This is a genomic window from Acidovorax sp., from assembly GCF_046294525.1.
Taxonomy (GTDB): Bacteria; Pseudomonadota; Gammaproteobacteria; order Burkholderiales; family Burkholderiaceae_C; genus Acidovorax.
Genome location: NZ_JBKBKQ010000036.1, coordinates 1 through 25035, shown reverse-complemented (window position 1 = coordinate 25035; position 25035 = coordinate 1). Strand labels below are relative to the sequence as shown.

The 25035-nt window shown below is 63.6% G+C and carries 27 protein-coding genes and 1 tRNA gene; 9 read left to right on the top strand and 19 right to left on the bottom strand.

Annotation, left to right across the window (positions count from 1 at the left end; all coding sequences use genetic code 11):
* Positions 1-33 precede the first annotated feature (33 nt).
* The 3 genes from ACK4HJ_RS21530 (at position 34) to ACK4HJ_RS21520 (ending at position 2480) form a co-directional block, all read left to right on the top strand.
* A complete protein-coding gene (locus ACK4HJ_RS21530) occupies positions 34-1008 on the top strand; it encodes an NAD(P)-dependent oxidoreductase (protein ID WP_409835360.1) in 975 nt (324 codons plus the stop codon).
* 81 nt (positions 1009-1089) lie between these two features.
* Positions 1090-1165 (top strand) — tRNA-Lys (locus tag ACK4HJ_RS21525).
* Positions 1166-1244: 79 nt separating this feature from the next.
* The gene (locus ACK4HJ_RS21520) at positions 1245-2480 is read left to right on the top strand and encodes a multidrug effflux MFS transporter (RefSeq protein WP_409835358.1); all 1236 of its coding nucleotides are present in this window, start codon (positions 1245-1247) and stop codon (positions 2478-2480) included.
* A gap of 9 nt (positions 2481-2489) precedes the next feature.
* Here ACK4HJ_RS21520 and ACK4HJ_RS21515 read toward each other — a convergent pair whose 3' ends face one another.
* The 3 genes from ACK4HJ_RS21515 to orn form a co-directional block, all read right to left on the bottom strand.
* Complete coding sequence (locus ACK4HJ_RS21515) at positions 2490-3962, bottom strand: diguanylate cyclase domain-containing protein (protein ID WP_409835356.1); 1473 nt, start codon at positions 3960-3962, stop codon at positions 2490-2492.
* Positions 3963-4106: 144 nt separating this feature from the next.
* Positions 4107-5960 carry a DEAD/DEAH box helicase gene (locus tag ACK4HJ_RS21510; protein ID WP_409835355.1) on the bottom strand — a complete coding sequence of 618 codons (1854 nt, stop codon included), beginning with the start codon at positions 5958-5960 and terminating at the stop codon, positions 4107-4109.
* Between the two features lie 308 nt (positions 5961-6268).
* On the bottom strand, positions 6269-6847 hold the full coding sequence (gene orn, locus ACK4HJ_RS21505) for an oligoribonuclease (RefSeq protein ID WP_409835353.1): 579 nt from the start codon (positions 6845-6847) through the stop codon (positions 6269-6271).
* A gap of 37 nt (positions 6848-6884) precedes the next feature.
* Between orn and ACK4HJ_RS21500 the strand changes: the two genes are divergently transcribed.
* The 3 genes from ACK4HJ_RS21500 to rsgA are packed head-to-tail and all read left to right on the top strand — an operon-like array spanning position 6885 to position 9498.
* Entirely contained in the window at positions 6885-8195 is a 1311-nt protein-coding gene (locus ACK4HJ_RS21500) for a M48 family metallopeptidase (RefSeq protein ID WP_409835351.1), read from the top strand.
* Positions 8192-8530 (top strand): 4a-hydroxytetrahydrobiopterin dehydratase, encoded by a 339-nt coding sequence (locus tag ACK4HJ_RS21495; protein ID WP_409835349.1) that lies wholly within the window; start codon positions 8192-8194, stop codon positions 8528-8530. Before ACK4HJ_RS21500 ends, ACK4HJ_RS21495 begins: the two co-directional genes overlap by 4 nt.
* 23 nt (positions 8531-8553) lie before the next feature.
* Positions 8554-9498 (top strand): ribosome small subunit-dependent GTPase A, encoded by a 945-nt coding sequence (gene rsgA, locus ACK4HJ_RS21490; protein ID WP_409835347.1) that lies wholly within the window; start codon positions 8554-8556, stop codon positions 9496-9498.
* A 163-nt stretch (positions 9499-9661) separates the two neighbouring features.
* On the opposite strand, the gene ACK4HJ_RS21485 is transcribed toward rsgA, so the two are convergent.
* From ACK4HJ_RS21485 to rpsP, 6 genes are all read right to left on the bottom strand, one after another.
* Positions 9662-10648 carry a CobD/CbiB family protein gene (locus tag ACK4HJ_RS21485; protein WP_409835346.1) on the bottom strand — a complete coding sequence of 329 codons (987 nt, stop codon included), beginning with the start codon at positions 10646-10648 and terminating at the stop codon, positions 9662-9664.
* A gap of 57 nt (positions 10649-10705) precedes the next feature.
* Entirely contained in the window at positions 10706-11428 is a 723-nt protein-coding gene (locus tag ACK4HJ_RS21480; RefSeq protein ID WP_409835345.1) for a CoA pyrophosphatase, read from the bottom strand.
* A 105-nt stretch (positions 11429-11533) separates the two neighbouring features.
* Positions 11534-11920, bottom strand: a complete 387-nt coding sequence (rplS, locus tag ACK4HJ_RS21475) for a 50S ribosomal protein L19 (protein WP_409835343.1) — start codon at positions 11918-11920, stop codon at positions 11534-11536.
* A gap of 128 nt (positions 11921-12048) precedes the next feature.
* Positions 12049-12807 (bottom strand): tRNA (guanosine(37)-N1)-methyltransferase TrmD, encoded by a 759-nt coding sequence (gene trmD / locus ACK4HJ_RS21470; RefSeq protein ID WP_409835341.1) that lies wholly within the window; start codon positions 12805-12807, stop codon positions 12049-12051.
* An 18-nt stretch (positions 12808-12825) separates the two neighbouring features.
* Complete coding sequence (gene rimM, locus ACK4HJ_RS21465) at positions 12826-13398, bottom strand: ribosome maturation factor RimM (RefSeq protein ID WP_409835339.1); 573 nt, start codon at positions 13396-13398, stop codon at positions 12826-12828.
* A gap of 77 nt (positions 13399-13475) precedes the next feature.
* On the bottom strand, positions 13476-13727 hold the full coding sequence (gene rpsP / locus ACK4HJ_RS21460; RefSeq protein WP_069105077.1) for a 30S ribosomal protein S16: 252 nt from the start codon (positions 13725-13727) through the stop codon (positions 13476-13478).
* Positions 13728-13872: 145 nt separating this feature from the next.
* On the opposite strand from rpsP, the gene ACK4HJ_RS21455 reads away from it, so the two are divergent.
* Entirely contained in the window at positions 13873-14394 is a 522-nt protein-coding gene (locus tag ACK4HJ_RS21455) for an N-acetyltransferase family protein (RefSeq protein WP_409835337.1), read from the top strand.
* 13 nt (positions 14395-14407) lie between these two features.
* A complete protein-coding gene (locus ACK4HJ_RS21450) occupies positions 14408-14854 on the top strand; it encodes a hypothetical protein (RefSeq protein WP_409835335.1) in 447 nt (148 codons plus the stop codon).
* A gap of 86 nt (positions 14855-14940) precedes the next feature.
* Here the strand turns inward: ACK4HJ_RS21450 and ACK4HJ_RS21445 are convergent, their stop codons facing one another.
* From ACK4HJ_RS21445 to ACK4HJ_RS21435, 3 genes are all read right to left on the bottom strand, one after another.
* Positions 14941-15951, bottom strand: coding sequence for an inorganic phosphate transporter (locus tag ACK4HJ_RS21445; protein WP_409835334.1), 1011 nt, complete (start codon positions 15949-15951; stop codon positions 14941-14943).
* 19 nt (positions 15952-15970) lie between these two features.
* Entirely contained in the window at positions 15971-16618 is a 648-nt protein-coding gene (locus ACK4HJ_RS21440) for a DUF47 domain-containing protein (protein ID WP_409835332.1), read from the bottom strand.
* Positions 16619-16762: 144 nt separating this feature from the next.
* Positions 16763-17125, bottom strand: coding sequence for a DMT family protein (locus tag ACK4HJ_RS21435; protein WP_409835330.1), 363 nt, complete (start codon positions 17123-17125; stop codon positions 16763-16765).
* 306 nt (positions 17126-17431) lie between these two features.
* On the opposite strand from ACK4HJ_RS21435, the gene ACK4HJ_RS21430 reads away from it, so the two are divergent.
* On the top strand, positions 17432-18106 hold the full coding sequence (locus tag ACK4HJ_RS21430; RefSeq protein WP_409835328.1) for an outer membrane beta-barrel protein: 675 nt from the start codon (positions 17432-17434) through the stop codon (positions 18104-18106).
* 108 nt (positions 18107-18214) lie between these two features.
* On the opposite strand, the gene ACK4HJ_RS21425 is transcribed toward ACK4HJ_RS21430, so the two are convergent.
* From ACK4HJ_RS21425 to ACK4HJ_RS21395, 7 genes are all read right to left on the bottom strand, one after another.
* Positions 18215-18943, bottom strand: coding sequence for an ABC transporter ATP-binding protein (locus ACK4HJ_RS21425; protein ID WP_409835327.1), 729 nt, complete (start codon positions 18941-18943; stop codon positions 18215-18217).
* A gap of 2 nt (positions 18944-18945) precedes the next feature.
* Positions 18946-19740 (bottom strand): ABC transporter ATP-binding protein, encoded by a 795-nt coding sequence (locus tag ACK4HJ_RS21420; RefSeq protein WP_409835325.1) that lies wholly within the window; start codon positions 19738-19740, stop codon positions 18946-18948.
* Between the two features lie 23 nt (positions 19741-19763).
* Positions 19764-20840, bottom strand: a complete 1077-nt coding sequence (locus ACK4HJ_RS21415; protein ID WP_409835323.1) for an ABC transporter permease subunit — start codon at positions 20838-20840, stop codon at positions 19764-19766.
* 13 nt (positions 20841-20853) lie between these two features.
* Positions 20854-21783, bottom strand: a complete 930-nt coding sequence (locus tag ACK4HJ_RS21410) for a branched-chain amino acid ABC transporter permease (protein WP_409835321.1) — start codon at positions 21781-21783, stop codon at positions 20854-20856.
* Between the two features lie 352 nt (positions 21784-22135).
* Positions 22136-23476 (bottom strand): replication-associated recombination protein A, encoded by a 1341-nt coding sequence (locus ACK4HJ_RS21405; protein ID WP_409835319.1) that lies wholly within the window; start codon positions 23474-23476, stop codon positions 22136-22138.
* Positions 23477-23587: 111 nt separating this feature from the next.
* A complete protein-coding gene (gene lolA / locus ACK4HJ_RS21400) occupies positions 23588-24220 on the bottom strand; it encodes an outer membrane lipoprotein chaperone LolA (RefSeq protein ID WP_409835317.1) in 633 nt (210 codons plus the stop codon).
* 61 nt (positions 24221-24281) lie between these two features.
* Positions 24282-25035: DNA translocase FtsK (locus ACK4HJ_RS21395; RefSeq protein ID WP_409835315.1), on the bottom strand; the 754-nt coding region annotated here is incomplete at its 5' end.

Genomic DNA, 25035 nt, shown 5'->3' with positions numbered 1-25035 from the left:
CCGACCAGCTGTCATCATCTTTGCAATTTTCGAATGCCGCAAGCTGCAAGCTGCATGACAGGGAGATGCACCAAAAAGGCACATGATGTGCTCAGAGACAACACCTCAAAGAGTGACGCCATGACAACCACCACACCGCTACGTATCGCCGTTCTGGGCATTGGGATGATGGGGCGCCCCATGGCGTGCCGCCTGCGTGAGGCGGGGCACGAAGTGCACGCCTGGAACCGCACCCGCTCCAAGGCGGACCCCTTGGCGGCCTTCGGCATCACGGTGCACTCCATGCCCACAGACGCAGTGCGCGGCGCAGATGTGGTCGTCAGCCTGCTGGAAAACGGCCCGGTGGTCGGCCGGGTTTTATTTGAACAGGGCACGGCCCAGGCCATGCGCAAGGGGGCGCTGTTTGTGGACATGGCCTCCATCCAGCCGCGCGAGGCCCGGGACCACGCGGCGCGCCTGGGCGAGATGGGTCTGGCGCACCTGGATGCTCCGGTTTCCGGGGGCACAGTGGGCGCGGAAAACGGCACACTGGCCATCCTGGTCGGTGGGCGGCCTGAAGACTACGCACGCGCAACACCCGTGTTTGCCGCGCTCGGCCGGGCCACGCACGTCGGCCCACATGGCGCAGGCCAGCTCACCAAGCTGGCCAACCAGATGATCGTGGGCATTACCATCGGCGCCGTGGCCGAAGCGCTGTTGTTTGCCGCCAAGGGCGGCGCCGACATGGCGAAGGTGCGCGAAGCCATCACCGGCGGCTTTGCCGACAGCCGCATCCTGCAACTGCACGGACAGCGCATGGTAGAACGCGACTTCGCTCCGCGCGGCCGCATGGCTGTGCAGCTCAAGGACATGCGCAACGCCTTGGCCACCGCGCGCGAAATCGGGTTCGACGCCCCCATCACCGCCCTCTTCGAGACCCTGTACGCCGAAGGCGTTGACCACGGCCTGGGCGAGCTGGACCACAGCGGTCTGTTTGTAGAGCTGGCCAGTCGCAACGCGATGCAATAATTTTTGGGCGCGCTTGCAAGCCCCGCCAAAATTGGTGCATAATTCAAGGCTCTGCAGCAATGCAGACGCATTCAAAGATTTGGGTTCTTAGCTCAGTTGGTAGAGCAGCGGACTCTTAATCCGTAGGTCGAGTGTTCGAGTCACTCAGGACCCACCAAATCAAAGCCCTCGGGCACATGAAGCCTGCTACCGCACGTAGCAGGCTTTTTTGTTTTTGCTGCCACCATCACCTCGCCATGAATCCACAAGCCCATCTGCTCTGGAAAGCCCCCCGCTGGGCCTTGGCGGTGCTGCTGGCCGTGCTGGGCATGCTGGGGCCGTTTTCCATCGATACCTACATTCCTGCGTTTTCCGGAATTGCCACCGCCCTGGGAGCCACGCCGGTGGAAATGCAGCAAACCCTCTCGGCCTACCTGTTTGGCTTTGCGTTCATGAGCCTGTTCCATGGAGCACTGGCCGACAGCTTCGGGCGCCGGCCGGTGATTCTGTGGGGTATTGCAGTGTTCACACTGGCATCGGTCGGCTGTGCGCTTTCGCAGACCATTGGACAACTGGTGGCGTTTCGCGCCCTCCAGGGCCTGTCGGCCGGTGCGGGCATCGTGGTGTCGCGCGCGGTGATCCGCGACATGTTCCCACCCGCCGAAGCCCAGAAGGTGATGAGCCAGGTCACCATCTATTTTGGCGTGGCGCCCGCCATTGCCCCCATCATCGGCGGATGGCTGTTTGTGCACACGGGCTGGCACAGCATCTTCTGGTTTCTCGCCCTGGTCGGTGTCGCTCTGTGGTCGGCCAACTACCGGCTGCTGCCCGAGACACTGCACACAGAGCATCGCCAACCCTTCAACGTGCGCCATCTCCTGCGTGGCTATGTGCAACTGGGCTCCAGTCCCCGCTTCCTGCTGCTGGCACTGGCCAGCGGCGTTCCCTTCAACGGCATGTTCCTGTACGTGCTGTCAGCCCCCGCCTTCCTGGGAGAGCACCTGGGCCTGGCGCCCACGCAGTTCTTCTGGTTCTTTGTGCTGACCATCTCCGGCATCATGGGCGGCGCCTGGCTCAGCGGCCGACTGGCGGGCCGCATCCCGCCCAAGCGGCAGATCCGCCACGGCTTTCTCATCATGTTTGTGGTGGCTGTGCTCAACCTGGCGGCCAACAGCGTCTTTGCCGCGCAGGCCTGCTGGGCGCTGCTGCCCATCGCGGTGTTTGCCTTTGGATGGGCGCTCATGGTGCCGGTGGTGACCTTGCTGGTGCTGGACCTGCATCCGGAGCGGCGTGGCATGGCATCATCAATGCAAGCGTTTGTGGGATCCACCGCTAACGGTCTGGTGGCCGGAGTGATTGCGCCGCTGGTCATGCATTCCACTGTGTTGCTGGCCCTGGCCTCGCTCTTGATGATGTGCGTGGGCCTTGTGGCCTGGCTGGTCCTGCACCGACGCTGGCCCGACATTGGGCGCCGCGTTGCGGCCAATCCCTGACCCCGATGCTCAGGCCCCAGAGGGCTGGCGGCGGTCGTTGTTCTTCTGCTGGTAGTAGCGGTTCTTCTCTGCGTACATAGCCTGGTCCGCCCGGTGAATCGCCGCCTCGACCCCGTCGCCGGACTGACAGCTTGCGATGCCCATGGCCAGGCTCAGGGGCTGCCCGGGGTAGAACTGGTTGTTCAGGTCAAGCATGGAGATGATGCGCTCCTGCAGCGCATGGGCGCCCCGCTCCTCGGTGCCGGGCAGCAGCACCGTGAACTCATCGCCACCGATGCGTGCCGCGCACGCGGGGGCGTCCACCGCCTTGGCCAACACCTCGCCCACACGCCGCAGCATCGAATCGCCCGCCGCATGGCCCTGATCGTCGTTCACCGCCTTGAGGCCGTTGAGGTCGATGGCAATGATGGACAGCGGCCAGGGGCCCTTGCGCGTAAGCCGATTCAGCTCCTCGGCGTAGAAGGCACGGTTGCGCAGCTGGGTCAGCACGTCGTGCTTGCCCAGGTATTCCAGGTAAGCCTCGGCCTTCTTGCGGGCCGTGATGTCCACCAGGGACAAAAGCACCAGCCCCCAGTCATGCATATGGCTGTCGAGCACGGAGAACTGCATGTGGATATGGACCGCATCGCCGGAGAGCGCGTAGTTGACCACCTCGCGCTGCTGGAAGGTTTTGCCGTCCCACAGGTCCTGAAGTTGCTCGGCAAACGATTCGTGCATCTCGCCGCGGAAAACGCGGCCAATGTTGTTGAGCAGCATGTCCTTGCTGGCCGCACCGAACATGCGCAGCGTCTGCTGGTTCACGTCGATGACGCGAATCTCCTGCATGCAGCGGCCCACAAAATCCGGATGCACCTTGAGAAAGGTCTTGAAGTCGCCAATGCCCTGGGCCCGCACACCGTCGAGCAGCCGCTTCACAGCGCTGAAATCCTCCACCCACAGCGAAACCGGTGAATGCTCGAACAAGTCGCGCGCATACTGCTCGCTGCGCCCCAACCGGCGTACGGCCTCCAGCTGCTGCGTGTTGTCCTCCAGCGAAACCAGCACGCGGCGCCAATCCGCTTCGTGGCCCGGCAGGATGCGCGCACGCACGTGCACATCCAGGCGCCGCCCATCCAGTGCGTAGTTCACTGTCTGGTTCGAAAACTCCAGCTGCCCGTCCCAGAGCTGCGCCAGTTCGTGCGCCGCCGTGTCGTGCCGGTCGTCGCGGAAGACCTTGTCCAGGTTGGCCTCTAGGTGCGCCAGGCTGTCTGCTGCAAACAGGTCGAGCGTGCGGCGGTTGACCTGCAACACGCGCAGCGCGGCACTGCATTGGCGCAGGCGATCGGGGTCTGCAGCGAGGTGGACCCGAAGGTCGCTGACGCCCTGAGCGCGCCAGCTGTCAAAAAGCTGCTTGAGCTGGCTGAAATCCTCCAGCCACAGCGAGACGGGCGCCAGCTCGAACATGTGCTCGTAATCAGCCCCCGAGGAAAGAGAAGACACCACGACAAATTCCTCCGTGACCCATTATTGACGAGCCCGCCGGGCAAATGAGGACGGCGCACACTGCGGCCAAAAAAAAGGGCCGGCACCTTGCAGTACCAACCCTTGATCCCCGGAGCGCTCAATGCACTCCGTTTTGCCCGGCGATCAGCGCGCCGGACGTGCGGGGCGCTTGCGTGCGTCGTGCGCCACAAACGGTTTGCCGCCACCGCTTGCAGGCTTGGAAAACGCGGGCTTGCGCGGCGCGAAGTCGCCGCGCGGTGCACCTGCGTCGCTACGGGGAGCAAATCCGCCACGCCCTGTATCGCCAAAGCCGGGTTTACGGCCATAGCCCTCCGCGTCGCGGCGGGGCGCGAAGCCACGGTCGTCACGGCCGCCAAAGCTGCCACCATCGCCCCGGGCTGGCGCGCCGCGGTTGTCACCCCGGCCGGCAAAGCCGCCACCGAAACCGCCGCCAAAGCCACCGCGGTCGTGGCCGCCACGGGCGGGGCCACCAAACTTGCGGTCGCGGCTGTCCCGGTCATAGCCGCCCGAACGGCCGCGGCCACCAAAATCGCCCCCGCGGGGCGCCTGGGGCGCGCGCTGGGCGGGCTCCATGCCAGGCACCACCTCAGCCTTGAACTGCTGCCGACTGTACGACTCAATGTCGTAGATCTTGCGGCGGTCGCGGAACTCGGCAAAGGTGACGGCCAGGCCGTCGCGGCCCGCACGGCCGGTGCGGCCGATGCGGTGGGTGTAGTCCTCGGCCTTCATGGGCAGGCCGAAATTGAACACGTGCGTGATCGTGGGCACGTCGATGCCACGGGCGGCCACGTCGGTCGCCACCAGGATCTGCACTTGGCCGCTGCGCAGCGCCATCAGGCGGCGGTTGCGCAGGCCTTGGCTCAAGGCACCGTGAAGGGCCACAGCCGAGAAACCGTCTTGCTGCAGGTCATTGGCCAGACCATCGCACTCCACCTGGGTGCTGGCGAACACGATAGCCTGGTTGATCGTGGTGTCACGCAGCCAGTGGTCCAGCAGCTTGCGCTTGTGCTGGGCGTTGTCGGCCCAGTACAGCACCTGTTTGATGTTGGTGTGCTTCTCTTGCGGAGAGTCGATGGTCACCTTTTGCACCGACGAACCACCGTCGTGCATCACACGCATCGCCAATTGCTGGATACGTGGCGCGAAGGTGGCGCTGAACATCATGGTCTGCTTGCGCTGGCTGGTCAGCTGGTTCAGTTCGGCCAGGTCGTCCGAGAAGCCCAGGTCCAGCATGCGGTCGGCTTCGTCCACCACCAGGAACTGCACCTTGTCGAGCTTGATCTGCATGGAGCGCTGCAGGTCCAGCAGGCGGCCTGGCGTTGCCACCACGAGGTCGGCGTTTTGCAGTTTGGCGATCTGCAACTGGTAAGGCATGCCGCCCACCACATTGGCCACGCGCAGGCCTCGGCAATGCTTGACCAGGTCGATGGCGTCGTGCGCCACCTGCTGGGCCAGTTCACGCGTGGGGCACAGGATCAGTGCGCCAGGGGTGGCGGCCTTGAAGTTGCGCGAGCTGGTGGGGTCCTTTCGCTTGGCGCGCTTGGGGGCTGGCTCACCACGAGCGGCAGCCTCAGCCACAGCGCGGTCGAATGCAGCGCGCTCTTCGGCTTCGGCCACAGCCTGCTGCTGGATCAGCGTGTGCAGCACGGGCAGCAGGAAGGCGGCGGTCTTGCCGCTACCCGTTTGGCTGGAGACCATCAGATCGATGAACTTGGAGGCATCGCTGCCCATGGCCAGAGGGATGGCCTTGCGCTGCACGCTGGTGGGTTGCGTGTAGCCCAGATCGGCTACGGCGCGCACCAGCTCGGGCGCCAGACCCAGTTCGATGAAGCCATTGGGTTCGGCGGTAACGCCAGCATCGCCTTCATTGGCAGCAGCCACCACAGCATCCAGAGAAGAAGACTGCACGGAAATGTCGGCAGCAATAGAGGTATCTGCAGGCGCGAACTCGCCCTGCACCAAAGAGGTGTCGGTCATGAATTTTTCTCTCGCGAAGACGGTCGCGGGCGCTGCCCACGATTGGCTTCGTTTATGGTTAAAAAACATCAACCATCAAACGAAACCTGCGCTGGCTCTGGTAGGTCAGGCCGATGCGGGTGGGCTGTCATTCGCCAGATCTGCACTGTGGGGCCACAGTGGCTGGCAAGCCCGGTGTGTGAGGGGAGATGCACAAACTGCGCGGCGGTATTCCTGCGCAGCCAGCAATTATGGCACGACTAGGGTTTCCCCGCAAGACCCACCATCCAAATGGATGGACTGGGCATTGCGCAGGGCTGTCTCACTGTTCAAACAGACAACAGGTGCTGACGATAGTGCGCAAGCTCGTCGATCGACTCGTGTACATCGGCAAGCGCCGTGTGCTTCTGGGCCTTCTTGAAGCTGGTATAGGCCACGGGCTTCCAGCGCTTGGCCAGCTCCTTGAGCGTGCTAACGTCCACATTGCGGTAGTGAAAGAACTTTTCGAGCTTGGGCATGTAACGCACCAGAAAGCGGCGGTCCTGCCCGATGCTGTTGCCGCACATGGGGGCCGTGCCCTTGGGCACATACCGCGCCAAGAACTCCAGTATCTCGCGCTCGGCATCGGCCTCGGTGACTGTGGAGGCTTTCACCTTGTCGATGAGGCCACTGCGGCCATGGGTTCCCTTGTTCCAGGCGTCCATCTTGTTCAGCAGTTCGTCGGACTGGTGGATGGCAAACACAGGGCCTTCGATGCGGGGTTCGAGGCTGGGGCCGGTGACGATGACGGCGATTTCCAGCAGGCGGTCGGTATCGGGCTCCAGGCCGGTCATCTCACAGTCCAGCCAGACGAGATTCTGGTCGGACTTGGCCAGCGCGGGCGGGGTAGGGTTGAGGGGTTCTGACATGGCGCGCATTGTCGCCGATGGCCTAAACTCGCCGCACATGCCCTTTTCCGACGATTTTTCCCCTTCCATGCTGCTCACAGCGGTTTTTGCGGCCGCGCTGACCCTGGGCATGGCACTCAAGTTCTGGCTGGCCACGCGCCAGGTGCGGCACGTGGCCCGCCACAGTGGCGCCGTGCCCACCGCATTTGCCGAGCGCATTCCGCTGGCTGCTCATCAGAAAGCCGCCAACTACACCATCACCAAGACGCGCCTGGGCATGGTGGAAATGGCTATTGGCGGTGCGGTGCTGCTAGGGTGGACCTTGCTCGGCGGACTCGACACACTGAACCGCAGCCTGCTGGACGTGATGGGCCCCGGCATGCTGCAACAGCTGGCACTGCTGGTGGCGTTTGTTGCCATTGGCGGACTCATCGACCTGCCTATGTCGCTGTATCAAACCTTTGTGGTGGAAGAGCGCTTCGGCTTCAACAAGATGACATGGCGGCTCTGGTTGGCAGACGCGCTCAAAGGGATGGCGGTGGGCGCCGTCATCGGCTTGCCGATTGCGGCATTGATCCTGTGGCTGATGGGCGCGGCAGGCCCGTTGTGGTGGCTGTGGGCCTGGGCGTTCTGGATGGGGTTCAACCTTCTGCTGATGGTGATCTACCCCACTTTCATTGCGCCCTTGTTCAACAAGTTCCAGCCGCTGGAAGACGAATCGCTCAAAACCCGCGTCACCGCGCTGATGCAGCGATGTGGCTTCTCTGCCAAGGGCTTGTTTGTTATGGACGGCAGCCGGCGCAGCGCCCATGCCAACGCCTACTTCACCGGCTTTGGTGCCGCCAAGCGTGTGGTGTTCTACGACACCCTGCTGAAGCAATTGGCGCCGGGCGAAGTCGAGGCCGTGCTGGCACATGAGCTGGGCCACTTCAAACACCGCCACATCATTCAGCGCGTGGTGACCATGTTTGCTCTCAGCTTGGCCGGTTTCGCGCTGCTGGGCTGGCTCTCCAACCAGATTTGGTTCTACACCGGCCTTGGCGTGCGACCCAACGTCTCGCTGGACCCCGCCCTCGCCGCAGCGCCGAACGACGCGCTGGCGCTGCTGCTGTTCATGCTGGTGGTGCCGGTGTTCACGTTCTTCATCTCGCCACTGTTCTCGCAACAGTCCCGCCGGCACGAGTTCCAGGCCGACGCCTATGCGGTGGCGCAGGCCAGCGGTGCCGATCTGTCGTCGGCCCTGCTCAAGCTGTACGAAGACAACGCCTCCACCCTCACCCCTGACCCGTTGTACGTAAGGTTCTACTACTCGCATCCGCCCGCCAGCGAACGCCTGGCGCGCATGCACCCTACTCCCGCCCACCCATGACCTCCACGATGTTGAAGAAAAAAGACTGGTCTACGCAGACCCGACGTGCGCTGACAGCTACGGAAGTTGTAGCAAACCTTGCCAAGCTCGTAGGCTGGAGCCTGAGCGGCGACGGTGCCGATGTGGCCATCGAGAAGACCTACCACTTCGCCAATTACTACGAAACCATTTCGTTCGTGAACGCGCTGGCCTTCATCGCCAACGCACAAGACCACCACCCTGACCTGTCGGTGCACTACAACCGCTGCGTGGTGCGGCTGAACACGCACGATGTGAACGGCATCTCATCGACCGACTTCGAGTGCGCGGCCCAGTTTGACGCCCTGGTGGCGTGACGCCGTGATCCGTCCCCTGCACCATGGCTGAGCGCAGCGCCCTTCTGGAAGGCACCGTGGTCGCCAGCCATGGGCGCCATTGCATGGTGGAAACTCCGGACGGGGCCCGCCGCATCTGCCACCCGCGCGGCAAGAAGAACCAGGCCGTGGTGGGCGACCGCGTGATGTGGCAAGCCCCACCGCCCGGCCAGGGCGACGAGGGGACCATCGAGAAGGTGCTGGAGCGCCGCAATCTCTTCTACCGGCAGGACGAGATCCGCACCAAATCCTTCGCGGCCAATCTGGACCAGGTGCTGATCCTGATCGCCGCCGAGCCCGTGTTTTCAGAAAGCCAGCTGTCACGCGCGCTCATCGCCGCGGAGGCTGCAGGCATCAAGCCCCTCATCGGGCTCAACAAGAGCGACCTTGTCGAGCCGTTTGCACGCGCCTGGGAGCGCCTGCTGCCCTACCGGCACATGGGCGCGGGTGCGCACTATGGTGTGCTGCCGCTGTCGCTGGCGCTCTCCAGCGAGGTGGACCGCGCTTTGCTGATGCAACACCTGGCGGGCAAGACCACGCTGGTTCTGGGCCCCTCCGGGTCAGGCAAAAGCACGCTGATCAACCTGCTGGTGCCGGGTGCCACCGTGCTCACCGGCGAGATATCCCAGGCCCTGAACTCCGGCAAGCACACGACCACCAGCACACACTGGTACTGGATGGACGAAGCACGCACCACGGCGTTGATCGATTCGCCCGGCTTTCAGGAATTTGGCCTGCACCACATTGCGCCCATGCAACTGGCGGCCTGCATGCCCGACATCGCCGAACACGCCACCGGCTGCAAGTTCTACAACTGCACGCACCTGCATGAGCCGGGCTGTGGAGTGATAGAAGCAGTCAAACAAGGCCCTGGCGCAGGCGGAATAAGCGCCAATCGCTACAAAATTTATAGTGAACTATTTGAAGAGCTGAGCCACACCCGGTATTGATGCCACCCGCGGTACAAGCCCCCGGCACCTGCAAGCATCAAGGCGCACCGCGCGCTGCGCAGGCAGGTAGGACGCCAGTGCACCCGTACAACTGGCTTTGCCAAGCCACCGGGTGCGTCCCCTCCGGGGGAAGCCGCGCAATGGCTTCGGGAGCTTTCTCCCACTAACCCAGCAAACGGGCCAGCGTCAGCAACGCGAGCAGCAGCATCCACACCACCACGGAGCGCCACACCAGCCCGACCACGCTGCGCAGGTGGCCCACCTCCGGCGCACGGCCAGGCGTGGAATCGCTGTCGGCCATGTCGGCATCCATCTCCAGGCCTTGTGGCGCGTGCATGTCGGTGCGCGCCTTCAGGGCTTCGCCACCCAGGCGCACGTTGATGGCGCCCGCCGTGGCGGCCAGCACCACGCCGTCGTTGTCATTGGGAAAACGCTGGGCATGAAAGCGCCAGCCTTCGATGGCCTCTTCAAAGCTGCCCACCACGGCAAAGCTCAGCGCGGTGAGGCGGGCCGGAAGCCAGTCGATCACCGTCCAGGCCTGCACCGAGGCCCGCTGCAACGACTCGCTCGCCGGTTGCGCACCGGTGCGCTTCTTGTAGTGCCAATACCGGGCCACGAATTCGGCCAGCCGGTACAGCACCGCGCCAGTGGGCCCGAGGCCCAGGGCGGCCAGCACCGAAAACCAGGCCAGCACACCAAAAACGTGCCGGTGTGCGGCCAGCACGGAATATTCGATCACGTGGCGAACAATCTCGCTGCGCGGCAACATCCCCACGTCCACCTGCTGCCAGTGGGCCAAGCGCTCACGCGCAGCGTCTTCGTTGCCCTCTTCGAGCGCGTCGCGTATGCCGGTGAAGTGGTGGCTGAACTGCCGGAAACCCAGCGTGACATACAGCACCGCCACGCTCCACACCACCGCAAAAGGCCAGCCCAGCCCCCACAAGAGAGCCCAGTGAACGGCCAGGGTAACCAGCGACGGAACAAGCACTGCCAAGCTCCAGGCCACCCAGCCATGGTGCGCCTTGCCCGCATCGAAATTGCGGCTGACGGACAGCGCCCATGCGCGAAGCCCCGCATGGATGGGGTTGCTGCGGGCCAGCGGGCGGGCCTGCTCGATCAGCAGAGCGAACAGGATGGCGAAGAAACTCATGGGGGGCAATGATAAGGGCGCTTCGAGCCCACGCCTCCCAATGGCCAGCCGGCTGACTCAGGCCCGCATGAAGCGGTAGAAATTGCGCAGCATGCCCGCCGTGGCGCCCCAGATGAAATGGGTCTTGGCACCGTCGTGGTACGGCATGGAGAACCATTCGCGGTGCACGCCGTCGCGGTCGTACACATGGCGGCGGTGGTTGGCCGGGTTCAGCAAAAACGCGAGCGGCACCTCGAACAGGTCGGCCACTTCATAGGGGTTGGGCTGCAGCACGCAGTCGGGCTGCACCAGCCCCACCACCGGCGTGATGATGAACGATGAGCCGGTGACATAGGTGGGCAGGTTGCCCAGCACTTCGACAAAGGCGGGGCTCAGCCCCACCTCTTCCTGCGCCTCGCGCAGGGCCGTGGCGGCAGGACTCGCATCCTCAGGGTCGGCCCGACCACCCGGGAAGGCTACCTGCCCCGAGTGCGTGGACAGATGGGCCGTGCGCTCGGTCAGCAGCACCATGGGCTGCTCGCGCAGCACGATGCCCAGCAGCACGGAAGCATGGGCCGGCTCCCGGTCCATGAATTTTTTTTCCAGCAGCACCTCGGGCTCCCACATTGGCGGCGTGGCAAACCGCGCGCGAAGAGCAACTGGGGTGAGGGCCTCGTGCGGCACGGCCGGCAGATGGTCGTCCACGCCCACCACCGGAACACGGCGGGGATCGAAGTCCGGCAGGCTCGACAGCGGAGCGATGACGGGAGAGACGGCGGGACCAGGAGCAGGAGGGATCACGGGAAGGGGAGCGGGCAGCAGCGGGGAGCAAGGCCCGCGGCAAAAAAACAAAAAGCCGCTACAGGCGGATGCTGTAGCGGCTTGTCAGCAGGGCGGGCCCGCGCCTTATGCGGCGGTGGCTGCAGCCTTGTTGACGCGCGAAGGCAGCTTTTCCTTGATACGTGCCGACTTGCCGCTGCGGTCACGCAGGTAGTACAGCTTGGCACGGCGCACGTCACCGCGGCGCTTGACTTCGATGCTGGCGATCAGGGGGCTGTAGGTCTGGAACGTACGTTCCACGCCTTCGCCGCTGGAGATCTTGCGCACGGTGAAGCCGCTGTTCAGGCCGCGATTGCGCTTGGCAATCACCACGCCTTCGTAAGCCTGCACACGCTTGCGGGTACCTTCCACCACGTTCACGCTCACGATGACGGTGTCACCGGGGGCAAATTCGGGGATGGTCTTGTTCAAGCGGGCGATTTCTTCCGCTTCCAGGGTCTGGATCAGGTTCATGTGAGTTTCCTAGTGATCGTGTCCGCGCCAAAAATGGCTGCGTCGGGATTGACGTCTCAGTGTTTTGCAGAAAAGAAATCCTGCGAAACGGCCGGCCAGAGGATCGAAAAGCCTTTGATTATAGCAAGTTAGGCGAGCTTGGCCAGTACCGCTTCGTCGAGCGGCCCCAGGCGCCCTTCGCGCCGGGCGGCCTCGATCAATTCGGGCCGGTGCCGGGCGGTCATCGCCAGACGCTGGTCGCGCCGCCACCGCTCAATCTGCGCATGGTGCCCGGACATCAGCGCGGCCGGCACCTGCTGGCCCGCCCATTCTTCAGGGCGGGTGTAATGCGGACAGTCGAGCAGACCGTCGAGCGCGGGGTTGAAGCTGTCGAGCTGGTGGCTACCCTCGTCGTTCAACACTCCAGGCTGCAGGCGGGCCACGGCGTCGAGCAGGGCCAGGGCGGCAATCTCGCCGCCAGAGAGCACGAAGTCGCCCAGGCTGATCTGCAGGTCCACATGCGTGTCGATGAAACGCTGGTCGATGCCCTCGTAGCGCCCGCAAAGCAGCACGGCGCCGCTGCCGGCCGACCAGCGCTCGACTGCGGCGTGACAGAGAACCTCGCCAATGGGCGAGAACAGCACCAGCGGCGCCTGTTCGCTAACCGCCTCGGCGCGGTCTGCACGGATGGCAGCGAGGCACCGCTGCAGCGGCTCGGCCATCATCACCATGCCCGGTCCACCGCCAAAGGGGCGGTCGTCCACCCGGCGGTAGTTCCCCTCGGCATGGTCTCGCGGGTTCCAAAGCCGCACGTCCACCTGGCCGCTGGCGTAGGCACGCCGCGTCACGCCACTGGTTAGAAAAGGCGCAAACAGTTCGGGGAACAGGGTGATGACGTCAAAGCGCATGGGCAGCAGCAGCCAGGGTCAGTAATCGGGCTGCCAGTCAACGGTGATGCGTTTTTCCTGCAGATCCACCTTGTCGACGAATGCGGAGACAAAGGGAATCATCCGTTCCTGCGCCTTGCCGTCCTGCTCGTAGCCCAGCACCATCACCGTCTGGGGGCCTGTGGACATCAGCTCCCGCACCATCCCCAGCGCCACGCCCTCGCGGTTGACCACCGCCAGGCCGATCAGATCGACCCAGTAGTACTCATCTTCGGTGGTGGAAGGAAAACTCGACCGCGGTACGAAGATGCGCGCTCCGCGCAGCGCCTCCGCCGCATTGCGGTCGTCAATGCCTTGGGCCCAGGCCACCACGGTGTCGGAATGGTCCTTGGCCTGCCGGATGGGCAGCAGCACCGTGCCGGAAAAGGTCTTGGCACCCCGCTCGGACGGCTGCAGGTACCAGCGCTTGGACGAGAACAACGCCTCAGGGCTGCTGCTGTGGGGCTGGACCTTGAACCAGCCCTTGACCCCCCAGGCATCGGCGATGCGCCCCACTTCGACCGCGTCGGCAGGCAGCTCTGCGGGTTCCAAGGTGACGGAGGTGGTGGCCATGGTGTTTGTCATTCCAGAATAGGAAAAGGGCGGGTTTCGCCAGGCATGCCGGCGAAACCCGCCCTTTTCAGGGACCTTTAAGCAGCCTTCTTGGCGGCTTGTTTGATCAGACGGTCCACGGTAGGCGAGGACTGGGCGCCCACGCTCTGCCAGTACGTCAGACGGTCTTGCACGATGCGCAGGCCTTCTTCGGATTCCTTAGCGGTGGGGTTGTAGAAGCCGATGCGCTCGATGAAGCGGCCGTCACGGCGCACGCGCTTGTCAGCAACGACGATGTTGAAAAATGGACGGCCTTTGGAGCCGCCGCGGGAGAGTCGAATGACGACCATGATTTATCCTTCGGGTGGTGAACTCCGGCAACATTGCCGCAAGCCACAGTGTTCGCAACCACATTCGCAACGTTTGAGACACGCGACATGGCCACCCGGCCAGCGACACGCTGCAAAGCCCGCGATTATATCCCTATCCCCTCCAATGCCTACCATCCGCCCCAGCACAGACGCCGATATCCCAGCCATCACGGCCATTTACCAACACCACGTGCTGCACGGCACAGGCACTTTCGAGATCGATCCCCCGTCTGAAACCGACATGGCGGGCCGCCGCGCCGACGTGCGCGCGCGCGGCCTGCCCTGGCTGGTGGCCGAGAAGGACGGCCAGGTGCTGGGGTTTGCCTATGCCAACTGGTTCAAACCACGCCCTGCTTACCGCTTCTCGGCCGAAGATTCAATTTACGTGGCTGACCAGGCCCGAGGCATGGGCCTGGGCCGCAAGCTGCTGGGCGAGTTGGCCGTGCAGGCCGAGGCCGTGGGCGTGCGCAAGCTGCTGGCCGTGATCGGCGACTCGGCCAACGCCGGATCCATCGGTGTGCACCGGGCGCTCGGGTTCACCGATGTGGGTGTCATGCGTTCGGTGGGCTGGAAGTTCGGCGCCTGGCGCGACATCGTGCTCATGGAAAAGACCCTGGGCGCAGGCGACACCACGTCGCCCGAATAAGCCGGTGATGCACATGAAGAGCAAGACCCTGGCGGCCTGGCTGGCCTTTCTGGGCGGGCCGCTGGGCCTGCACCGCTTCTACCTGCACGGTTTGGGCGATCTGATCGGCTGGCTGCTGCCGTTGCCCACCGCGCTGGGCGTGTATGGCATCCAGCGGGTGCAGCAGCTGGGCCAGGATGACCACATGAGCTGGATGCTGATTCCGCTGCTGGGCTTCACCATTGCCGGGTGTGCACTGCAGGCCATCCTGTTCGCGCTGAAGACGCCCGAGGCGTGGAACGCGCGCTACAACCCCGGGGCCACTCCCGACGCTGCCCCCGGCCGCACCGGCTGGATCACCATCGCGGCCATCGTCGCGTCCTTGATGATCGGCACGGCGGTGCTCATGGCGAGCATTGCGTTCAGCTTTCAGCGCTACTTCGAGTACCAGATCGAGGAAGCCCGCAAGATTTCACAATGAAATCCGGCGCTAGCGCTTGATGGAAAAGCGCTAGCAGCTATTTAATTCATAGCGATGCTGCAATGCTCTGCATATTGCAGCCCGCCTCAGAAGATCTGCAGGCTGATCCAGTACGCCACGGCAGCCACAAACGCGCTGGCCGGAATTGTCAGAATCCACGCCCACACGATGTTGCCGGCTACGCCCCAGCGCACGGCACTGGCACGCTGGGTAGAACCCACACCCACGATGGCGCCGGTGATGGTGTGCGTCGTGGACACCGGAATGCCCAGCGCGGTCGCCAGGAACAGCGTGAGCGCCCCCCCGGTTTCGGCGCAGAAGCCGCCCACGGGCTTGAGCTTGGTGATCTTCTGGCCCATGGTCTTGACGATGCGCCAGCCGCCGAACATGGTGCCCAGGCCGATGGCTGCGTAGCACGAGACGATGGTCCAAGTGGGCGGCGCCGCATCGCTGGCCGAGGTGTAGCCGGTGGCGATCAGCAGCAGCCAGATGATGCCGATGGTCTTTTGCGCATCGTTGCCCCCGTGCCCCAGGCTGTACGCACCGGCCGACACCAGTTGCAGGCGGCGGAACCACTTATCCACACGGCTCGGCCGCGTGCGCCGGAAGATGTGCGCCACCGCCACCATCATGATCGAGCCCAGCGTGAAGCCCAAGAGTGGCGAGACAAAGATGAACGCCACAGTCTTCAGAATGCCCGCCGAGATCAGCGCGCCTGCCCCCGCCTTGGCGATCACCGCGCCCACGATGCCGCCGATGAGGGCGTGCGAGGAGCTGCTGGGGATGCCGTAGTACCACGTGATGATGTTCCAGCTGATGGCCCCCACCAGGGCGCCAAACACCACATGGGTATCGACCACGCCTGGCTGGACAATGCCCTTGCCCACGGTGGCCGCCACGCTCAGGTGAAACACGAAGATGGCGATGAAGTTGAAAAACGCCGCGAACAGGACCGCCTGTCCGGGTTTGAGCACACCGGTGGAGACCACCGTGGCGATCGAATTGGCTGCGTCGTGAAACCCGTTCATGAAATCGAACAGGATCGCCAACGCCACGAGCATCACCACAACCCAGAGGGCCGTTTGTACGGTTTCCATGCTGATCGGCCTGCCGGGTTCAGGAGTTTTCGAGGACGATGCCCTCGATGCAGTTGGCCACGTCCTCGCACTTGTCGGTGATGGTTTCGAGCAGCTCGTAGATGGCTTTCAACTTGATCACCTCGCGCACATCAGGCTCTTCGCGGAACAGCTTGCTCATGGCGCTGCGCATCACGCGGTCGGCATCGGATTCGAGCTTGTCGATCTCTTCGCAGGTCTTGAGTGCAGCCTCGGCCACGGCCGGGTCGGCGATCTTGTCCAGCAACTTGACGGCGTCGCGCACACGCTCGCAGCACTTGAGGCTCAGGTCGGTGAGGCGCGTGATCTCTTCCGTCATGTGGCGCACGTCGTACAGGGCCATGGTCTCGGCCGAGTCCTGGATCAGGTCGGCGACATCGTCCATGGTGTTGATCAGCGCGTGGATCTGCTCCCGGTCAATGGGGGTGATGAAGGTCTTGTGGATGGACTTGTTCACCTCGTGCGTCACGCGGTCGGCTGCGCGCTCGGCGTTGTCCACGTCCTGGTTGTACTTGTCGCGCAGATGCGGGTCGTTGTAGTTGGCCACCAGTTGCGAAAAAGCCCGTGCGGCCTCCACGATGCGGTCCGCATGCTGGTTGAACATTTCGAAAAAATTGCCTTCGCGTGGCAACAGCTTGGCAAACAGCATGGAGGCTCCTGGTGCGGGGTCGGGTTCTGAATGAAAAAAGACAAAGCCATGACAAAGCCATGACTTTTTAATGACCCGCGGAGTTTAACCGTGCGCCTGCTGGGGGATTAACGCCCCGCCGCGGCTGGCGGCCCAGGAGCGCTGTCAGGCGCCGCGGAAGATGAAATAGACCGCGCCTACCAAGCACAGCCCGGCCCAGAGGTAGTCCCACTTGAGCGGCTGCCCCATGTAGAACACCGCAAACGGCACAAACACGGCCAGCGTGATCACCTCCTGCATGATCTTGAGCTGCCCCACGTTGAACTGCGTGAAGCCGATGCGATTGGCGGGCACCTGCAGCAGGTATTCGAACAGTGCAATGCCCCAGCTGACGAGTGCGGCGGTATACCAAGGCGAGGCGGCCAGGTTCTTGAGGTGGCCGTACCACGCAAAAGTCATGAAAACATTGCTGGCCACCAGCAGCAAGATGGTCTGGAGAGAAACGGGCAAGGATTGCAGCGCAGTCATGAGGAGGCGGGCGGGGACCCGGGAGCAGACGAACGGGTGCGATTATGTACAAGATCGCCCCTCAGCGCTTTGCAAACAAGCGCCGGAAGCTACAAAAATGGTAGCAAAACATTTGGGCCCTTGCAGCACGAAAAGGTCAGCCCCTTCCTACAAGGCGCGGCCTTCCGATCCCACAGGAGGGTCTGTTGCACCGGCCTACATTGAATTTTCGTTCTGCAGGGCGGTTGCTTGCAGCCTCTCCAAGCCCCCCGCCACCGCGCTCATTCCACCATTTGTCTGTGCACACCACGAACCAAGGACTGCCCCATGCCTCTCCGCAACCTCCACAACTCTCGCTCACTGTCCCCCGCTTCCGGGTTGGCATCTGCGCCCGCGCGCCGCTGGGCGCCTCTGGCCGTCGTCGCCTTGGCCTGCGCCGTGGGCAGCGCCGCAGCCCAGGGACAAACCACCAGCAGCACTTCAGGGACTGGCCTGGGCAACCGCACGTCTGTGCTGCCGTATACCCAAGATGGCTATGTGGGCCTCAGCGCCGGCCGCACCAACTACGACCTGCGCACCGGCGGCCTGCCGTATGACGATTCCGACAACGGCTTCAAGATCTACACCGGCGGGTTCTTCCACCCCAACCTGGGCGTGGAGTTTGGATATCTGAATGCGGGCAAGGCCCGCCGCCTGGGTGGCGACACAGAAGCCCACGGCTTCAACCTCAGCCTGGTGGGCCGGGCGCCGCTGAGCGAGCAGTTCGACATATTCGGCAAGGTCGGCACGACCTATGGCCGCACCCGCACCTCGGGTGTGGAAGGTACAGGCGTGCGCACCGGCCGCGAAGATGGGTTCGGCCTGTCTTACGGCCTGGGTGCACGCTGGGCCTTCAGCCCGCAATGGGCGGCCGTGGTGGAGTGGGAGCGGCACAACTTCCGCTTTGCGGACGGTACCGACCCGGTGAAGATGACCACGGTGGGCGTGCAGTACCGCTTCTAGGTCGCTGGCTGGGATAAAAAAAGGCGCGGCCCCTTCGGACCGCGCCTTTTTTGTCGTTGTGGGGCAAGCAAACCCAAAGGCTCACCACCCATCTTTTGGCATTTTTCTTTACTCACCCAAATAGGCAGCGCGCACTTTGGGGTCGTTCAGCAGTTGCTGGCCCGGGCCCGTCATGGTGATCAGGCCTGACTCCATCACGTAGCCACGGTCGGCAATCGCCAGCGCACGGCTGGCATTCTGCTCCACCAGCACGATGGTCACGCCCAGGGCGTACACGTCGCGCACCACTTCAAAGATCTTGTCCACCATGATGGGCGACAGGCCCATGGAGGGCTCGTCCAGTAGCAGCACCTTGGGCTGGCTCATCAGAGCGCGGCCCATGGCCAGCATCTGCTGCTCGCCGCCAGACATGGTGCCGGCCAACTGGTCTTTGCGCTCGCGCAGGCGCGGGAAGATGGTGAACATCTTCTCGATGTCCGCCAGAATGCCCGCCTTGTCCTTTCGGATGTAGGCACCCATCTGCAGGTTTTCGGTGATGGTCATGCGCGCAAAAACGCCCCGGCCTTCCGGCACCATCACCAGGCCTTCCTTGACCAGATCCCAGGCGCCCTTGCCCTTGATGCTCCGGCCCAGGTATTCGATGTCGCCGTCACCCATGGCCAGGGTGCCGGTGATGGCCTTCATGGTGGTGGTCTTGCCGGCGCCGTTGGAGCCGATGAGCGACACCAGTTCGCCTTCGCGCACTTCAAAGTCCACACCCTTGACGGCCTGGATACCACCGTAGGCCACCTTCAGGCCCTTGACCTGCAGCAGTACCTTGTTCGATTTTTCGGCCATTCTCAGTGTCCTCCGGTGCCCAGATAGGCCTCAATCACTTTTTCGTTCTTCTGCACTTCGGCAGGGTTGCCCTCGGCAATCTGCTTGCCGTAGTCGAGCACCGTCACGCGGTCGCACAGGCCCATCACCAGCTTCACATCGTGCTCGATGAGCAGGATGGTGCGGTTGTCGTTGCGGATGCGGTCGATCAGCTCGCGCAGTTGCACCTTTTCGGTGGCGTTCATGCCGGCGGCTGGCTCGTCCAGCGCGATGAGCTGGGGGTCGGTGGCGAGGGCCCGTGCGATCTCCAGGCGGCGCTGGTCGCCGTAGCTCAGCGTGCGGGCCTTGTAGTCTGCAAACTTGCCGATGCCCACGTAGTCCAGCAGCTCCTGCGCACGCTTGGCGATGGCGGCTTCTTCTTCCTTGAAGGTCTTGGTGCGGAACACCGCGCCCATCAGGCCCGACTTGGTGCGGATGTGGCGGCCCACCATCACGTTCTCCAGGGCCGTCATGTCGGAGAAAAGGCGGATGTTCTGGAACGTGCGTGCAATGCCGGCCTTGGCCACTTCGTGGACAGCCGTGGGCTCATACGGCTTGCCGGCCAGTTCGAACGTTCCGCTGTCGGGCGTGTACAGGCCGGTGATCACGTTGAAGAACGTGGTCTTGCCCGCGCCGTTGGGGCCGATCAGGCCATACACCTGGCCGCGCTGGATGGTGATGCCCACATCGGAAAGGGCTTGCAGGCCGCCAAAGCGCTTGGAAATGCCGGCAACCCGCAGCACCACATCGCTGGCGGATGTCTGAATGTTCTCTGCCATGTTGTTCTAACTTTCTGCGGTGTTCAGGTCTTCTGCGTGAGGCTCTTGCCATGGTCGGGCGCAGGCCACAGACCACGGGGGCGCAACAGCATGATGATGATCATGGCCAGCGCGATCAGCAGCTGGCGCAGGATGGCGGAGTCCAGGCGGCCGTCCGTCATGGCCTGCAGGGGGCCTGCCACATAGCGCAGCACTTCAGGCAGGGCCGACAGCAGCACTGCACCCAGGATCACGCCCGGAATGTGGCCGATGCCGCCCAGCACCACCATGGCGACGATCATGACCGACTCCATCAGGCTGAACGACTCGGGCGACACAAAGCCCTGGAACGCACCAAACATCGAGCCCGCCACGCCGCCGAACGAAGCGCCCATGCCAAAGGCCAGCAGCTTCATGTTGCGGGTGTTGATGCCCATGGCCTTGGCGGCGATTTCGTCTTCACGAATGGCCATCCAGGCGCGGCCGATGCGCGAGTCCTGCAAGCGGTAGCAAATGATGACGGACACCACCACCAGCACGAGGAACAGGTAGTAGTACAGGGTGACGGAACTGATGTCGAAGCCGAACACCTCCAGCCGCTTGCCCAGGTCCAGGCCAAAGACCTTGACCGAGTCGATCTGGCCCAGGCCCTTGGGACCGTTGGTCAGGTTGACGGGGTGGTCCAGGTTGTTCAGGAAGATGCGGATGATTTCGCCGAAGCCCAAGGTCACGATGGCCAGGTAGTCGCCGCGCAGTTTGAGCGTGGGCGCCCCGAGCAGCGCCCCGAAGAACGCCGCCAGCAACGCCGCCAACGGTATGACCAGCCACAACGAGGTGTGCAGCCCGTTGGGGAACATGGCAGCAAAGGCCGCAAAGTTATCCGCCAAGTGCGGCGAAGCCATCAAGGCAAACAGGTAGGCGCCCACGGCGTAGAACGCCACGTAGCCCAGGTCCAGCAGGCCGGCGTAGCCCACCACGATGTTCAGGCCCAGGGCCAGCAGCACGTACAGCAGCGCCAGGTCGGCGATGCGCACCCAGGCGTTGCCGAAGGATTGCAGGATCAGCGGCAGCACCAGCAGCGCGACGGCGCCGATGATCCAGTTGGTTTTGGTGTTCTTCATGGTGTGCAATTCCTCAGGCGCGATCCGCCACACGCTCACCCAGCAGGCCCGAGGGGCGCAGCGTCAGGATGATGATGAGCACGATGAACGCAAAGATGTCGGTGTAGTGGCTGCCCAGCAGGCCACCCGTGAGCGTGCCGATATAGCCAGAGCCGATGGCTTCGATGAGGCCCAGCAAAATGCCGCCCACCACCGCGCCAGCCAGGTTGCCGATGCCGCCGAACACGGCCGCCGTGAAGGCCTTGAGACCGGGCAGGAAGCCCATGGTGTGCTGCGCCGTACCGTAATTGGATGCATACATGATGCCGGCGACGGCCGCCAGCACGGCGCCGATGATGAAGGTGGCGGAGATCACCATGTCGGGCTTTACCCCCATGAGGGAGGCCACGCGGGGGTTTTCGGCCGTGGCGCGCATGGCACGTCCCAGGTTGGTGTGGTTGACCAGGTACACCAGCGACGCCAGAGAGATGGCTGTGACGCCCAGGATCAGGATCTGGGTGGGGGTGATGAAGGCGCCGCCGATCTGGAACGGCGAACTGGGCAGCATCGTGGGATACGGCTTGTAGTTGGGCTTCCAGATGATCATCGCCAGCGTCTGCAGCAGGATGGACATGCCGATGGCGGTGATCAGCGGGGCCAGTCGCGGGCTGTTGCGCAGCGGCCGGTAGGCGATTTTCTCGATCGTGAAGTTGAGGGTGGCAGCGACCACGCACGCAATGATGGTGGCCAGCAGCAGGATGACCCAGCCCGGAGCGCCGGGCATGGCAGCCTGCATCATTCCGATACAGCTCCAGCTGGTGAGTGCACCGATCATCAGCACTTCGCCGTGGGCGAAATTGATCAGTTGAATAATGCCGTACACCATGGTGTAGCCCAAGGCTATCAAGGCGTACATGCTGCCGAGAACCAGACCGTTGATGATCTGCTGCAGCAAAATGTCCATAAGAGAAGTCCTTCGTTTGTGACGTACCCACCGCTTTGGCACCGGAATCGGTACAGCCTTGTGGGCCCGACTGCCATCTAGCAAAAAACCCGCCAGAAATGCAGCTGTGCGGGTTTGTGGACGGGATTGTAGCGAGTAGTCACAAGCGGCCCTCTTCAAGCTGGGCGGGGTTTTCCCTCGGGTTTGGGCCACATCAGCGCGGAACGCACTCCATAAGATGGATTGATAGACGCAAGTTTATTGATGTGCAAACTTATTACCAAATATATGCACTATCAGCATATGGTGCCGAACCCACACTTCTGAACCATGCCGCTGCGCGACTGCGGCATGCAACCCCAATACGCACTTCTCAGGCGTCGGCGTCTGGCAGGTCGGCGGCCCCGGTGGCAGCCACATTGCGGTCGCGCAGCTCGCGCATCTTCTGGGCGATCTTGATCTCCAGCCCCCGCTCCACCGGCTGGTAGAAGCCGGGGTCGGCCATGCCTTCTGGCAGGTAGTTCTCGCCCGCCGCAAAACCACCCTCTTCGTCGTGCGCGTAGCGGTAGCCCTTGCCGTAATCGAGCTCTTTCATCAACTTGGTGGGCGCATTGCGCAAGTGCATGGGCACGGGGCGCGTACCGTCCTGCTTCACCCAGGCGCGGGCGGCGTTGTAGGCCTTGTAGACGGCGTTGGACTTGGGCGCGACGGCCAGGTAGACCACGCATTCGGCCAGTGCCAGCTCGCCCTCGGGACTGCCCAGGCGTTCGTATACCTCGCTCGCATCCAACGCAAGGCGCAGCGCGCGCGGGTCGGCCAGGCCGATGTCTTCCGCCGCCATGCGCACCAGGCGGCGCGCCATGTAGCGCGGGTCGGCGCCGCCGTCGAGCATGCGCACCAGCCAATACAGCGCGGCATCGGGGTCGGAGCCGCGCACGGACTTGTGCAGCGCGCTGATGGTGTCGTAGAACTGCTCGCCACCCTTGTCGTAGCGGCGCATTCGCTCGCCCAGCACCTTGAGGAGCCACACGTCGGTGATCTCGGTGAGCTTTTCCTGCGCCGCCGCCATGGCCAACGTTTCCAGCGTGTTGAGCAGGCGGCGCGCGTCGCCGTCGGCATAGGCCACCAGGCGGTCGACTGCTACGCTTTCAATAGCTGGTAGCGCTTGTTCTGCCTGCGCCAGGGCCACAATTTGCTTCAAGTCCGCCTCAGACAGCGGCTGCAGCACGTACACGGCCGCACGGGACAACAGCGCGGAATTCACTTCAAACGAGGGGTTCTCGGTGGTCGCACCGATGAAGGTGAACAGTCCCGATTCGACATGCGGGAGGAACGCGTCCTGCTGGCTCTTGTTGAAGCGGTGCACCTCGTCCACGAACACGATGGTGCGTTGCTGCATCAGCCCGTCGCGCGCCGCCTGCGCCTGCTCCACCGCTTCGCGGATGTCCTTGACCCCACCCAGCACGGCACTGATGCTGATGAACTGGGCATCAAAGGCGTCAGCCATGAGCCGTGCAATGGTGGTCTTGCCCACGCCGGGCGGGCCCCACAGGATGCAGCTGTGCGGACGGCCGGACTCAAACGCGAGCCGCAGCGGCATGCCGGGGCCCAGCACATGCTGCTGGCCGATCACCTCACCCAGCGTGCGCGGACGCAGCCGCTCGGCCAGGGGCTGGTGCGCGGATTGCGCGGTGTTTGCGCTGCGTGCGGCCATGGTGGTATGTGTTCTAAGGAGGCCCGTACTACTCGGCCCTGCTGGGTTTAAAGCCAAAATGGCCTTTAGCGTTCATCCAGCAAGCGCTGGCAGCTACGCAATCAATAGCAATTACTGCTTCACCACATCCGCTCCTGCGGGCGGCTTGAACTGGAAGGTACCGGCTGGAAGACCGGGATTGGCCTGCATGCCATTGAAGCGGATGTTGGAGCGCTGGCCGAAGCTGTCCTCAATGTCCAAAGCCGCCAGTTGCTCTCCCGCAAAGCCGACGCGCACGCTGCGCAGCTGGCCGTCCTTGGCCTTGGGGGTGGCAAGCACCCATTGCAGCCCGTCCTTGTCCGGGCCGGCTTCCAGCGTGAACTCGGCCTTCAGCGCCGCCAGGTCGGGTGCGGATGCCAGCAGCGCGGCGGGCGTGGTGCCCAACGCCTGCGACTGCGAGCGCTGCGTGACCTGGTTCAGATCCACGTCGTACAGCCACAGCGTCTGGCCGTCGGCCACGATGGTCTGTTCGAAAGGCTTCTTGTAGACGAACTTGAAACGATTGGGGCGCTGGAACTCGAAGCTGCCGCTCGACTGCTTGGTGCGCGCAGCCTGCCCGTCCTTGGGCGGCGACGTCACAGTCTGCGTGAAGTCGGCCTTGCCTGTCTGGGTGCCCTTCATGAAGGATTCCAGACTTTTCAGGCCGTCAGCGCTTGCCACGCTTGCGCTGGCAGCTATCAAAATTGCAGTAGCGATCTTTTTCAACAAAAACTCCTGATCCGGGGGCACGGCCTCGGGCCGCCTTGCATCGGCAGCCGCCAGCCGGTCATTCGCTGCGGTTCGGCACCAGCACTTCACGCTGGCCGCTGGCGGTGAGGCCGCTGACCAGACCGGCTTTTTCCATGTCTTCCAGCAGCCGCGCCGAGCGGTTGTAGCCAATGCGCAGCTTGCGCTGCACGTACGAGATGCTCGCCTTGCGGTCCTTGAGCACCACTTCGACGGCCTGGTCATACATGGGGTCCTTTTCGCCGCCTTCACCACCGCCGCCGTCCCCTGACAGATCGCCATCGCCATCCACAGTTCCGCCTTCGAGCACGCCCTCAATGTAGTCCGGCTCCCCTTGTTCCTTGAGGTAACTGACGACACGGTGTACTTCCTCGTCCGACACAAAGGCCCCGTGCACACGGATCGGCAGGCCCGTGCCGCTGGCCATGTAGAGCATGTCACCCATGCCCAGCAGCGCCTCGGCGCCCATCTGGTCGAGGATGGTGCGGCTGTCAATCTTGGAGCCCACCGAGAACGCAATGCGGGTGGGAATGTTGGCCTTGATCAGGCCGGTGATCACGTCCACGCTGGGGCGCTGGGTGGCCAGAATCAGGTGGATGCCCGCGGCCCGGGCCTTCTGCGCCAGGCGGGCGATCAGCTCTTCGATCTTCTTGCCCACCACCATCATCAGGTCGGCCAGCTCGTCGATGATGACCACGATGTGCGGCAGGCGCTGCAGCGGTTCGGGCTCTTCGGGCGTGAGGCTGAAGGGGTTGTAGATGAACTCCTCGCGCGCCTTGGCCTCGTCGATCTTG